Below are 12,966 nucleotides of genomic sequence, written 5' to 3' on the forward strand. Positions count from 1 at the left end.
TGAGATAAAATACTACTTGAAAATTGTTATCATTTACAATATAATCAAATTAGTTGATTTTGATATTAATAACATAGGAGGAGTTTATATGAAGAACGAAGTCGAAGCACTAAATGTGAAAAAGAACAATAGAACAATTAGAAAAAAAATAATATTTTGCGTAAATATAATGTTTCTATTAGCATTAGCAGTATTAACAATAATTAATATATTTACTGTGAATAAATATGTGGGTAGTGATACATATAATGGCGCAATGATAAGAGAATCAATATTAATAGCTGTCATTTGTCTAATAATAGTTGGAGGAATCCTTACTATCATCATCAATAAATTATTGAAACCATTAAAAATAGCTTCAGAACACTTAGAATCAATGGCAGATGGAGATTATTCAAAAGAAATACCAAAAAATAAATTTAATATGAACGATGAAATCGGAGTCATGGCAAAATCTTTAATAAAAATGCAGGAAAATTCAATTGAACTAATAAATAAAATTAAATACGAATCCAATAATGTATCTGATTCCTCCAATACTCTTTCAGTCATTGCAGATAATTCAGAGAAACAAGCAAAAGAGCTTACAAAAGCAATGGAAAGCCTTGCTGACAGGACTATAAGAGAAGTATCCTACAGTGATAAGATCATTAATATATCCAAAACGTTAGAAGAAGATATATCTGAAACTATCGAACATCTAGATGAATCCCTTGAGATTTCCGAAGATACAATGAAACTAGGTAATAAAGGCGTTAAAATAATGGATGAATTATACAACACTACCGAGGAAAGTACAAGGAAGATAAAAGACATAGTTAAAATTATTGATATAGTACATAGGTCATCATTGAATGCAGAAAATATTATTGGTTTAATAGAAAATATTGCCAGCCAGACTAATCTATTAGCATTAAATGCAAGTATTGAAGCTGCAAGAGCAGGAGAAGCTGGAAAAGGATTTGCTGTTGTAGCAGGAGAAATAAGAGATCTTGCAGAAAACACAGGTAAAGCCACTAAAGACATACAAGAATTAATAAATAATATCCAAGAAAAAACAGGCTCAGCAGTTGATTCCATAGAAAAAATAGACAGTATAGTAAGTACAGGTGCTGACTATATGGTTAACACAAAAGACATATTTGATAAGACAGTAAAATATATTGATAGTATAGTAGATAACCTAGACGACCTAAAAAATGACCATGCCACTAATATGGTAAAAAGCAAGAAAGATATTCTAGACGCTATAAATGAAATATCTCGAATAACTCATGAAACGGATTCAAGTACACAACAGGTACTAGCATCAACAGAAGAACAAATAGCATCCATTGAAGAAATATCAGCAAAAGCAGAAGAAAGTAAAGAAGCCACAGGAAGGCTAACAAAAACAGTAGATTTATTCAAAATATAATACTTTTTCTGACCTACATGCAAATAACGTAATCATGTCAAGCATTTTTGAAAATGTCCCGAAATTTTCAAAATATAAGCACCGATTTTTAGGTGCTTTAATAACTTCCGCATTTATTCCACGGTTCTATTTACAACGAGCCTCTAATGGCATGTTTTGATGCATCAGAGGCATCCCCTAACCTGTTTTGTGGCATAGCAAGTAAAGCATGGGATGCCTTGTAAAGAAAGCATAACATGCCATTTTCTCATTATAAATAGACTTTCGCGGCATAAAAGCTATTTTTATGGAATTTTATTTAGCAATGGTCAAAGCTTGGGAGTACATTGCAGACTCAAAGGATTGTTCATAATAGTGTTTTTGCTTTTTAACAAACTTTGTAAAAGTACTCTTTTTCCACGGATGAGACATTGGTGGAATATATCTTTTGCGAGGTTTTTCAGTGCTTTGGGGGTAATGGAAATTTCTTGATGTATATTCATGTTCTGGTATCTCGTCTAGAGTGTATACTTTTTCTCCTATGCTTGTAAATAGTTGTCCATCAAAAGATTTAATAACTAGAGCCAGTGTACCTTTATGGTAATAAACAGGGTAGCCATTAGAATCTATAGGTTTATAATACTTTTTGTTTAATCTGATACAGTGACCATTATCAATCTTACGATTTACAAGAACTGCAAGAGTAAGATTAATTTTTTCATTATCGGGTTGTTTTTCAAAAACAGATTTGATATTATTAAGAGGCAGAGCAAATTTAGCATTATATTTTTGTATGTAGGAGTCCAAAAATATATTTGCTTGTTCTATGGTTGTTGCGCCTGCTAATCTTAATTCGATTGGTAGGCGTGATTGTAATGTTTGGAACATTCGTTCTACGCGACCTTTGGCTTGTGGATTGCTGGTTGTTCTGATTTCGACCCCTAACTGTTTACAAGCATAACCAAACTGAGTAAAAGTATCCTTTTCAAGAGAAGGAGATTTTTTTTGCCTATATTCAAAGACAGTACGTCTATCAGTATAAAACATATAGGGAATACCATGATTATTTAAAATCTGATGAAAAACATTATAGTAGCCTTTCAACGTTTCTTGTCTATCAAAATATGCTCCAACAACAGTTCCTGTAGCATCATCAACAGCAATATGTAGATGAGTTTTTTTATCCCCAAACCAAAAGTGTACAGAAGCATCCATTTGAATCATCTCACCTAAAAAAGCACAGCGTGGTCTACGAGGATGAGCATCTTCAAGAGCAACTATGTTTTCTGTAATTTTAGCAACCTCTTTCTTTGATTTAGTAGCATTTCTTTGTTTTTTCAACTTAAGACGCATTCTCTTTTTAGTAACACGTCTAGCTTTAGGTGAAAGCATCCCTTCAGACATAAGAATGTTTTGTACAGTACTTACAGAAACCTTGATTTTTTCATGCTCTTCTAGCAACTCACAATAATGAGTGAAGTTTGTGTTATAATATTTTGTTCGATAAAGATTTAAGATATTTTCTTTGATATTGTCTTCTATTGTATGTGATGGTTTACGACCACGATTACCATGGATAAAGAAAATCTTTCCTTGATCTAAATAACCTTTGATTAAACGATTTATATTTCGTCTAGTACAGCCTAGTTTCAGAGCTGCATTGTCCTTGTTCCCTTTAGTTTCAACTAATCTTTTAATAATTTCATATTTATATTGTTCTGTCATGTTTAAGTCTACCTTTCTAATGATAATCACCTCTGCCTATAAAATACATGAGGTTTTATTATATACCATAATTAAAAAAAATAGGACATAATCAATTGTGGTACACTAAGACATTATCATAAATCAATCATAGGTCTTTTAATAATCTTAATACTTGCCCTGTCAAGCATTTTTGAAAATGTCCCGAAATTTTCAAAATATAAGCACCGATTTTTAGGTGCTTTAATAACTTCCGCATTTATTCCACGGTTCTATTTACAACGAGCCTCTAATGGCATGTTTTGATGCATCAGAGGCATCCCCTAACCTGTTTTGTGGCATAGCAAGTAAAGCATGGGATGCCTTGTAAAGAAAGCATAACATGCCATTTTCTCATTATAAATAGACTTTCGCGGCATAAAAGCTATTTTTATGGAATTTTATTTAGCAATGGTCAAAGCTTGGGAGTACATTGCAGACTCAAAGGATTGTTCATAATAGTGTTTTTGCTTTTTAACAAACTTTGTAAAAGTACTCTTTTTCCACGGATGAGACATTGGTGGAATATATCTTTTGCGAGGTTTTTCAGTGCTTTGGGGGTAATGGAAATTTCTTGATGTATATTCATGTTCTGGTATCTCGTCTAGAGTGTATACTTTTTCTCCTATGCTTGTAAATAGTTGTCCATCAAAAGATTTAATAACTAGAGCCAGTGTACCTTTATGGTAATAAACAGGGTAGCCATTAGAATCTATAGGTTTATAATACTTTTTGTTTAATCTGATACAGTGACCATTATCAATCTTACGATTTACAAGAACTGCAAGAGTAAGATTAATTTTTTCATTATCGGGTTGTTTTTCAAAAACAGATTTGATATTATTAAGAGGCAGAGCAAATTTAGCATTATATTTTTGTATGTAGGAGTCCAAAAATATATTTGCTTGTTCTATGGTTGTTGCGCCTGCTAATCTTAATTCGATTGGTAGGCGTGATTGTAATGTTTGGAACATTCGTTCTACGCGACCTTTGGCTTGTGGATTGCTGGTTGTTCTGATTTCGACCCCTAACTGTTTACAAGCATAACCAAACTGAGTAAAAGTATCCTTTTCAAGAGAAGGAGATTTTTTTTGCCTATATTCAAAGACAGTACGTCTATCAGTATAAAACATATAGGGAATACCATGATTATTTAAAATCTGATGAAAAACATTATAGTAGCCTTTCAACGTTTCTTGTCTATCAAAATATGCTCCAACAACAGTTCCTGTAGCATCATCAACAGCAATATGTAGATGAGTTTTTTTATCCCCAAACCAAAAGTGTACAGAAGCATCCATTTGAATCATCTCACCTAAAAAAGCACAGCGTGGTCTACGAGGATGAGCATCTTCAAGAGCAACTATGTTTTCTGTAATTTTAGCAACCTCTTTCTTTGATTTAGTAGCATTTCTTTGTTTTTTCAACTTAAGACGCATTCTCTTTTTAGTAACACGTCTAGCTTTAGGTGAAAGCATCCCTTCAGACATAAGAATGTTTTGTACAGTACTTACAGAAACCTTGATTTTTTCATGCTCTTCTAGCAACTCACAATAATGAGTGAAGTTTGTGTTATAATATTTTGTTCGATAAAGATTTAAGATATTTTCTTTGATATTGTCTTCTATTGTATGTGATGGTTTACGACCACGATTACCATGGATAAAGAAAATCTTTCCTTGATCTAAATAACCTTTGATTAAACGATTTATATTTCGTCTAGTACAGCCTAGTTTCAGAGCTGCATTGTCCTTGTTCCCTTTAGTTTCAACTAATCTTTTAATAATTTCATATTTATATTGTTCTGTCATGTTTAAGTCTACCTTTCTAATGATAATCACCTCTGCCTATAAAATACATGAGGTTTTATTATATACCATAATTAAAAAAAATAGGACATAATCAATTGTGGTACACTAAGACATTATCATAAATCAATCATACTGACCTACATGCAAATAACGTAATCATTGACTTTTAATAACACCTATGATAATATCTTTATAGAATATGAGCCATGAAGGCTTAATATAAAGACTTATAGAAATTTAAGTTCACGACGCAAATAGCCCATGAAGGGTACTAATCTAATTAGTACTTTTCATGGGCTTTTTTACGTCAAAAGAAACTCTTATTAAACGCACACATAATCCAAAATGCAAATTCGAGCGTAAATAGTATAGGAGAATATGGAGCAGTGAGCCATGGACGGCGAACTCAGCTTTTTAAACATGGACGTTTAATAGCTGACGGAATATTCTCCTATACTATTGGAGCGACTGTTAGCCAAATTAGCCAAATTAGTTAACTATATTAATTAGCCATTGCTACCTAAATAAAAGGAGGAATATCATGAATAAAAATTTATGGGAAAAATGTAAAGAATTCCACGGACATGAATGTCCAGGCCTAGCTATAGGATACCGTGCATGTGAAATAGCTATGGAAAAAATCAATTTAACATTCTCAGAAGATGAAGAATTAGTATGTATTACAGAAAATGACGCTTGCGGAGTAGATGCAGTCCAAGTCATCACAGGCTGTACAATGGGAAAAGGCAATCTTATCTACAAAGATACTGGCAAAATGGCATTTTCATTTTTTAACCGTACCAATGGAGACAGTATAAGATTGATACTAAATGAAGTTGAAAGTGAAATGACTAGAGAACAGAAAAAAATACATATATTAGAAGCACCAGCAGAAGAAGTATTCACCATAAAAAAACCAAACTATGAAGTACCTTCACGAGCAAGAATATTTAATACTGTCATATGTGAAAAATGCGGTGAAGGTGCAAAAGAAAGTAATATAAGAATTAGCAACGGAAAAAAACTATGTCTTGATTGTTATGAAGAATATACAAGAGGCTGGTAAAACATAATGATATGAAAGATGTGATAAAAATTAATTCTAGAACAGCTGTAAATAAGAATGGAATAGAAGCATATAAAAGCTATACTGCCAAGAAGGTAGCTATAGCCATATGTTCTATCATTATAATGATTATATTATCAATTATTGCTATAAATGCAGGTTCAACTAATATAAGATTTAACGAAATATTTAGAGCTATCATTGGTCAGGGGACAGAAGTCTCTAATATCGTTGTTCTGCATATCCGTTTACCAAGAATCATTGCTGCTATTGTAGCAGGTGCCGGTCTATCTGTATCAGGGTGTGTAATGCAGAATAACCTGCGAAACCCCTTAGCTTCACCATCAACATTGGGAATATCTAACGCAGCAGCTTTTGGAGCTAATCTAGCTATAATCATATTTGGGGCAGGAAGTTTTCGTAGTCTGGGAGCTGATGCAGTAATTATTAATAATCCCTATATCGTAACCTTATCGGCTTTTACCCTATCCATGACAGCGGCTTTTGTCATTTTATTACTAGCTAAGTTGCGAAGTTTTTCGCCCCAATCAATTATATTAGCGGGTGTTGCACTAGGTTCGCTTTTCTCTGCTGGAACTACTTTGATCCAATATTTTGCTGATGATGTACAGGTGGCTGCAGCGGTCTTCTGGACATTCGGTGACCTAGGCAGAGTATCATGGAATGAAGTAATAATAATGGCTGTTGTTATAGGTATTGCCTTAATATATTTCATGTTGAAAAGATGGGATTATAATGCTCTGGATAGTGGTGAAGAGTCGGCCAAAAGCCTAGGTGTCAATGTTGAAAGAGTCCGTTTTGGTGGTATGTTCGTTTCATCATTGATAACATCAGTAGCTGTTGCATTTCTTGGAATAATTGGGTTCATTGGACTCATATCTCCACAGATAGTAAGAAGAATAATTGGTGGAGATCATCGATTCTTGATACCAATATCTGCTATAACAGGTTCAATAATTCTATTATTTGCAGATACATTGGCGAGAACCATCATTGCACCAGTAATATTACCAGTAGGAGCAATAACTTCTTTTCTAGGAGCACCATTATTTTTATATCTATTGTTAAGGGGGCATAATAGAAAATGATTCTATCAGTACAAGGTTTAGAATTTAGTTACCCAAGTAATAAAGTTTTGAAAGACGTTTCATTTTCAATTAAAAAAGGAGAATGTCTTGCCATATTAGGCACTAATGGAACAGGAAAATCCACACTCCTAAAATGTATAAACAGAATTTTAAAACCTCAAAAGGGAGCAGTTTTAATAGACAAATCCGATGTTCAAAAATTAAACCAAACAGATTTGGCTAAGAGGATAGGTTATGTTTCACAGAGTAACCAGTCTTTTAGAACAACTGTATTTGATACTGTTCTTATTGGCAGAAAACCATATATTAAATGGGACGTTACGGAGAAAGATTTGAACATTGTCAATAGAGCAATAGAAATGCTTGGATTACAAGAATATTCTTTGAGATATATAGATGAATTAAGTGGCGGAGAACTGCAAAAAGTAATTATAGCCAGAGCATTGGCACAAGAGCCTAAGATTCTTATGTTTGATGAACCTACAAGCAGTCTTGACCTAAAAAATCAATTAGAAGTAATTAGTATAATTAAAGATGTAGTGAAAAACAAGAAAATCTCTGCCTTAGTTACAATACATGATCTAAACTTGGCACTAAGGTTTGCTGATAAATTCATATTACTGAAAGAGAGCAAAATATATGCAGCTGGAGGAATAGAAATAATGACTTCTCACAATATAGAGTCTGTCTATTCAGTACCAGTAAAAGTTGAAAACTTGAGCAGTAGGATGGTTGTAGTACCTATATAATGAATGCATTGAAATGAGTGTATAGATGCTTAAGTTCAATATATATAAATAAATAAGAGGAGATATCTATGAATAACAAAAACATAAAATTAGTGATTATAACTTTTTTAATAACGATAATACTTTTTATTGGCTGTACAAAATCTACAATTAGCAAAGATTCAAGTTCAGAGAGCATAACATTGACAGATATGCTGGGAAGAACTATAGGGATGGATACCAATGCTGAGAAGATAGTTGCTATTGGACCAGGAGCATTAAGGCTGTATTGCTACATAGATAGTGCAGATAAAGTAGTTGGAATAGAACAGATAGAAAAGGACCATCTTACAGGAAGACCCTATGCTCTTGCTAATGAATCATTGAAGGATTTAGAAGTCATAGGTCCAGGAGGACCAAATAATTCTCCTGACGCTGAAAAACTTTTATCAGTAAAACCTGATGTAATATTTTCAATGTATGCATATGATAAAGCTGCTGTAGATGAACTGCAAGCTAAGACTGGCATACCAGTAGTGGCATTGAGCTATGGTAAAGTATCGACTTTTGACCCCGCTGTGTATGATTCATTAGAAATCATAGGAAAAGTTATGGGTAAGGAAAATAGAGCTAGTGAAGTCATCAATTTTATGAAAGAATGTCATGATGATTTGAACAATAGAACAAAAGATCTTGAGGAAGATGAAAAATCAAATTCATATATAGGTGCTTTATCATATAAAGGAAGTCATGGTATAGAAAGTACTTATGGTGATTATTCCTTATTCAAGGCAATTAATGCAAAGAATGTTGTAGATGAAATTGGAAAAACAGGTTCTTTAATGATAGATAAAGAAAAGCTCATTGAATGGAATCCTGATAAGATATTTATTGACTATGGTGGACTTAATTTGGTAAAAGATGATTATAGCAAGAATCCAGATTTTTATAACACATTATCTGCCTTCAAAAATGGTGAGTTGTACTCACAATTGCCATATAACTTTTATCATACTAACATAGGGACTGCAATGGCAGATGCATATTATCTTGGGAAAGTTCTTTACCCTGATAGTTTCAAGGATATAGAACCTGAGGAAAAAGCAGATGAGATTTATAAATTCCTGCTAGGTAAACAAGTATATAAGAAAATGGCTGAGGATTTTGGTGAGTTCGGTAAAATCTTAATGAATTGATTAATTCTTAGGGGATAAATAATTAATATATGAAGAAAAGGAGTAGACTAGAATGAAAGTTTTATACTATGACTGTTTCGCTGGAATAAGTGGAGATATGAACTTAGGTGCATTAATAGATTTAGGTGTGGATAAAGATTATCTTATAGAAGAACTGAATAAACTGACTATATCACAAGAATTCAAGATTAAGGTTGAAACAAAGCAGAAGATGGGAATTACAGGAACGAAAGTAGATGTGATTCTAGAAAACAGTAATGATACTCATACCCATGAACATATTAATACACATTCACATCATCACGAACATGAGCATACAGAAAAACATACACATCATCATGAACATAGAAATCTAAATAGTATATATAAGATTATTGATGATAGTGATTTAAACGAGAACGTGAAGAAATTAAGTAAGGATATGTTTTTAGTTGTAGCAAAAGCTGAGGCAAAAGTACATGGGAAATCTATAGAAGAAGTCCATTTTCATGAAGTAGGAGCTGTTGATTCCATAGTTGATATTATAGGAGCAGCTATATGCATTGATGATCTCAAGGTAGATAGAATCATGTCTTCTACAGTAGAATTAGGTGGTGGATTCGTTAAATGTGCTCATGGAATCATTCCTGTTCCAGCCCCTGCAACTACAGAAATTCTTACTCACATACCTGTACACATGGGAAAAGTGAATTCTGAGACAACAACTCCTACAGGAGCTGCAATATTAAAGACTATGGTTAATGAATTTACCGATAAAATAGATTTCAAAATAATAAAAACAGGGTATGGACTAGGTACCAAAGATTTTGAAATACCAAATGTATTAAGGGCTTTTTTAGGTGAAGTTGATGATAAAGTCAAAGATGTACAGACAATGTTAGAAATCAATATTGATGATATGAATTCAGAGCTGTTTGGTTATATAGAGGATAAACTTTTTGAAAATGGAGCACTGGATGTATATAAAACACCTATCATCATGAAAAAAGGAAGACCAGCCATTAAATTAAGTGTCTTAGCTAATTCAACTAGTTTACATAAAATTGAAAATGTATTACTAGTGGAGACAACTACCTTAGGTCTTAGAAAATATACAGTTGAAAAAGTAATGCTGGACAGAGAGTTCATAATCATTTCAACAAAATATGGAGATATACCAATAAAAAAAGGACTATTAGATGGTAAAGTCATAAAAATGAAACCTGAATATGAAGTATGTAAAAGATTGGCAAAGGAAAATGAAGTACCAATAAGAACTATTTATGATGAAATATATAAATTAACTTGATTGGAGAATGCTTATGGACAAATACAATACATTAATACAGTACTTGAAAAAATTAGAAAAGGTAATAATAGCTTTTTCAGGAGGAGTGGACAGTACTTTTTTGCTGTATGCAGCAAAAGAGGCATTAGGCGATAATGTAAAGGCTGTAACAATAAACTCCCCTTATATAGCAAACTGGGAAATTGAAGAATCCATAGAATTTACACAAAAAATAGGAGTAAAACATGATTTTTTAGAGGTGGATATTGTAGAAGATATAAAGAATAATCCAATAGATAGATGCTATCTATGTAAAAAATATATCTTCCAAAAGATTAAGGAAAAGGCTAAGAATGAAAATTACAAATACATTATTGATGGAACCAATTTTGATGATATAAAAGATTATAGACCAGGTATGAAAGCATTGAAAGAATTAGAGATTGTAAGCCCCTTACTGATATGTGAGATTACTAAATCTGATATTAGAGAGATGGCGAGGAATAAACAATTAGAAGTATGGAATAAACCTTCCTATGCCTGCCTTTTGACTAGAATACCCCATGATACAGTAATAGAAAATACTACCTTATCTAGGATAGAAGAAGCAGAAAAATATTTGATGAATAAGGGTATGAGAGCATGTAGGGTGAGAGTACATGGAAACTTAGCGAGAATAGAATTGACCAAGAATGATTTAGGTAAGATATATGATGAAAAAGTAAGAGGTAATATTACTGATTATTTTTCAAAAATAGGTTTTGACTATACTACATTAGATTTACAAGGTTATAAAATGGGTAATTTCAGTATAAAAGATATTGAGGCAGGTGATAAGGATGAATGAAAAAGATATTATACAGCTGTTGGAGCAATTGAAAAATAATGATATATCTGTAGATGAAGCATATGGAGCAATAAAAGACCTGCCATTCAAGGACCTTGGTTTTGCTAAGATTGATAATCATAGAGAAATCAGAGTAGGATATCCAGAAGTGATATATTGCGAAAATAAAACTATATCTCAAGTTAGAGAAATAATAAAATTCATGTTAACTAAAAATAATAATATTTTGGCAACGAGAGCAAGTAAGGAGATGTTTGAAGAAGTTAAGGATCTCCATAAGGATTTAAGATATAACGAATTAGGAAGAACCATAACTTATGAGACAAATAAAATTCCAAGAACGGAATCTTATATTGCTATAGTTTCAGCAGGTACTTCTGATCTGGCAGTAGTTGAAGAAGCAAAAGAAACTGCCTTAATACTTGGAAACAAAGTAGAGGTAATAACTGATGTTGGTGTAGCAGGCATTCACAGGTTATATGCTAGACTAGATATCATTAGGGAAGCGAAGGTCATTATCGTAATAGCTGGTATGGAAGGAGCATTAGCCAGTGTAGTCGGAGGTTTGGTGGATAAGCCAATCATAGCAGTTCCAACAAGTGTTGGTTATGGGGCTAACTTCAATGGTTTGTCAGCGTTACTTTCCATGTTGAATAGCTGTGCATCTGGTGTTTCAGTGGTTAATATAGATAATGGATTTGGTGCGGCTTATAATGCCAGTATGATTAATAAAATATAATAAAAAACACCTTTATAAAATCTTAAGAAATAATTTATCAAAAAGCAATTTTTCCTAACCTAATTTATGATATAGTTAAGAAAAACATGAAAGGAAAGATTGATGTGGAGAACTATCCAGATAATTATAGCAAGGTACGTAATAATACTAATAGAAAACAAAATCGCCGAACAGCAACAGGTGTCATATTCTTTTTATTAAGTTGTGGTTTAATAGCTTTTATGGCTTACAAAATAGTAAATCAGGGCAACTCTATAGCAAACAATGTTAGAAGTGAAGAAATTAATTTTGAATATGAGAGAGAAGTTACAACAAGAGAAAATGTAACTGCCCCTGAACCTACAGAAGAATATCCAGCTGATATACCTAATAGAGAAGAACTTATAGAATTAGCTGGAAAGTATCCAGATGTAAAAACCATATTAAAGAATGTAGAAAACTACCCAGATGAACTTTTAGAACTTATAGTAAGAAATCCAGAGACAATAAAATTTGTCCTAGATTATCCCAATAAATATCCAGCAGTAGATGAGGATAGTTCAATAGACATCACTCAGGAATATAAGGAAGGCGATATACCACTATTTTTACAATGGGACCAACGTTGGGGATATTATAATTACGGAAATTCTCCAATAGGACTTTCCGGTTGTGGACCAACAGTTTTATCAATGGTCATAGTGGCACTTACTGGTGATACTGAGAAAAATCCAAAATTTGTATCAGATTTCAGTTATGAGAACGGGTACTTTGTAGAAGGTTCAGGGTCTAGCTGGTCTCTTATGACAGATGGTGCCGAATCCTTTGGATTGAATTCAACAGTATTACCGTTAAGTGAAAAAACTATTAAATCAAATCTAAGAGAGGGTAATCCAATAGTTGTTAGTTTGAGACCAGGAGATTTTACTACAACAGGTCATTTCATTGTTTTGACAGGTATTACAGATGAGGGGAAAATAACAGTGCATGACCCAAATAGTATAGAAAGAAGCAATAAAGAATGGGATATAGATGTTTTTATGAAACAATCTAAAAATCTATGGGCATTCAGTAGTTAGCACTTT

General features: G+C 32.7%; 11 protein-coding genes. 9 read left to right on the forward strand and 2 right to left on the reverse strand.

What is annotated here, in order from left to right:
* Window positions 1-88 precede the first annotated feature (88 nt).
* Window positions 89-1,417: a methyl-accepting chemotaxis protein gene (locus tag HYG85_RS13580; protein WP_212690121.1), complete on the forward strand. Its 1,329-nt coding sequence runs from the start codon at window positions 89-91 to the stop codon at window positions 1,415-1,417.
* Between the two features lie 294 nt (window positions 1,418-1,711).
* Here the strand turns inward: HYG85_RS13580 and HYG85_RS13585 are convergent, their stop codons facing one another.
* The gene (locus HYG85_RS13585; RefSeq protein ID WP_212690122.1) at window positions 1,712-3,121 is read right to left on the reverse strand and encodes an ISNCY family transposase; all 1,410 of its coding nucleotides are present in this window, start codon (window positions 3,119-3,121) and stop codon (window positions 1,712-1,714) included.
* A 419-nt stretch (window positions 3,122-3,540) separates the two neighbouring features.
* Window positions 3,541-4,950 carry an ISNCY family transposase gene (locus HYG85_RS13590; RefSeq protein WP_212690122.1) on the reverse strand — a complete coding sequence of 470 codons (1,410 nt, stop codon included), beginning with the start codon at window positions 4,948-4,950 and terminating at the stop codon, window positions 3,541-3,543.
* 541 nt (window positions 4,951-5,491) lie between these two features.
* Here HYG85_RS13590 and HYG85_RS13595 point away from each other — a divergent pair.
* The 8 genes from HYG85_RS13595 to HYG85_RS13630 all read left to right on the forward strand — a co-directional run bounded on the left by HYG85_RS13595 (window position 5,492) and on the right by HYG85_RS13630 (window position 12,960).
* On the forward strand, window positions 5,492-6,016 hold the full coding sequence (locus tag HYG85_RS13595) for an FmdE family protein (RefSeq protein WP_212690123.1): 525 nt from the start codon (window positions 5,492-5,494) through the stop codon (window positions 6,014-6,016).
* Between the two features lie 11 nt (window positions 6,017-6,027).
* Window positions 6,028-7,125 carry a FecCD family ABC transporter permease gene (locus HYG85_RS13600; RefSeq protein WP_113673452.1) on the forward strand — a complete coding sequence of 366 codons (1,098 nt, stop codon included), beginning with the start codon at window positions 6,028-6,030 and terminating at the stop codon, window positions 7,123-7,125.
* A complete protein-coding gene (locus HYG85_RS13605) occupies window positions 7,122-7,874 on the forward strand; it encodes an ABC transporter ATP-binding protein (RefSeq protein WP_212690124.1) in 753 nt (250 codons plus the stop codon). Before HYG85_RS13600 ends, HYG85_RS13605 begins: the two co-directional genes overlap by 4 nt.
* Before the next feature lie 68 nt (window positions 7,875-7,942).
* Window positions 7,943-9,049: an iron ABC transporter substrate-binding protein gene (locus tag HYG85_RS13610; RefSeq protein ID WP_212690125.1), complete on the forward strand. Its 1,107-nt coding sequence runs from the start codon at window positions 7,943-7,945 to the stop codon at window positions 9,047-9,049.
* A 52-nt stretch (window positions 9,050-9,101) separates the two neighbouring features.
* Window positions 9,102-10,337 (forward strand): nickel pincer cofactor biosynthesis protein LarC, encoded by a 1,236-nt coding sequence (gene larC, locus HYG85_RS13615; RefSeq protein WP_212690126.1) that lies wholly within the window; start codon window positions 9,102-9,104, stop codon window positions 10,335-10,337.
* A gap of 13 nt (window positions 10,338-10,350) precedes the next feature.
* Complete coding sequence (larE, locus tag HYG85_RS13620) at window positions 10,351-11,163, forward strand: ATP-dependent sacrificial sulfur transferase LarE (RefSeq protein WP_330619068.1); 813 nt, start codon at window positions 10,351-10,353, stop codon at window positions 11,161-11,163.
* Window positions 11,156-11,902: a nickel pincer cofactor biosynthesis protein LarB gene (gene larB / locus HYG85_RS13625; RefSeq protein WP_212690128.1), complete on the forward strand. Its 747-nt coding sequence runs from the start codon at window positions 11,156-11,158 to the stop codon at window positions 11,900-11,902. Before larE ends, larB begins: the two co-directional genes overlap by 8 nt.
* A gap of 104 nt (window positions 11,903-12,006) precedes the next feature.
* The gene (locus HYG85_RS13630; RefSeq protein ID WP_212690129.1) at window positions 12,007-12,960 is read left to right on the forward strand and encodes a C39 family peptidase; all 954 of its coding nucleotides are present in this window, start codon (window positions 12,007-12,009) and stop codon (window positions 12,958-12,960) included.
* The last annotated feature ends 6 nt before the right edge of the window (window positions 12,961-12,966 follow it).

The sequence above is a fragment of the Vallitalea guaymasensis genome (genome assembly GCF_018141425.1).
Classification (GTDB): Bacteria; Bacillota; Clostridia; order Lachnospirales; family Vallitaleaceae; genus Vallitalea; species Vallitalea guaymasensis.

What these genes read in the sequence shown, in the direction of transcription:
- larB (WP_212690128.1), top strand. Translation starts at nt 11,156, where the DNA reads ATGAATGAAAAAGATATTATACAGCTGTTGGAGCAATTGAAAAATAAT.
- HYG85_RS13610 (WP_212690125.1), top strand. Translation starts at nt 7,943, where the DNA reads ATGAATAACAAAAACATAAAATTAGTGATTATAACTTTTTTAATAACG.
- HYG85_RS13585 (WP_212690122.1), bottom strand. Translation starts at nt 3,121, where the DNA reads ATGACAGAACAATATAAATATGAAATTATTAAAAGATTAGTTGAAACT.
- HYG85_RS13605 (WP_212690124.1), top strand. Translation starts at nt 7,122, where the DNA reads ATGATTCTATCAGTACAAGGTTTAGAATTTAGTTACCCAAGTAATAAA.
- HYG85_RS13580 (WP_212690121.1), top strand. Translation starts at nt 89, where the DNA reads ATGAAGAACGAAGTCGAAGCACTAAATGTGAAAAAGAACAATAGAACA.
- HYG85_RS13600 (WP_113673452.1), top strand. Translation starts at nt 6,028, where the DNA reads ATGAAAGATGTGATAAAAATTAATTCTAGAACAGCTGTAAATAAGAAT.
- HYG85_RS13595 (WP_212690123.1), top strand. Translation starts at nt 5,492, where the DNA reads ATGAATAAAAATTTATGGGAAAAATGTAAAGAATTCCACGGACATGAA.
- larC (WP_212690126.1), top strand. Translation starts at nt 9,102, where the DNA reads ATGAAAGTTTTATACTATGACTGTTTCGCTGGAATAAGTGGAGATATG.
- HYG85_RS13590 (WP_212690122.1), bottom strand. Translation starts at nt 4,950, where the DNA reads ATGACAGAACAATATAAATATGAAATTATTAAAAGATTAGTTGAAACT.
- larE (WP_330619068.1), top strand. Translation starts at nt 10,351, where the DNA reads ATGGACAAATACAATACATTAATACAGTACTTGAAAAAATTAGAAAAG.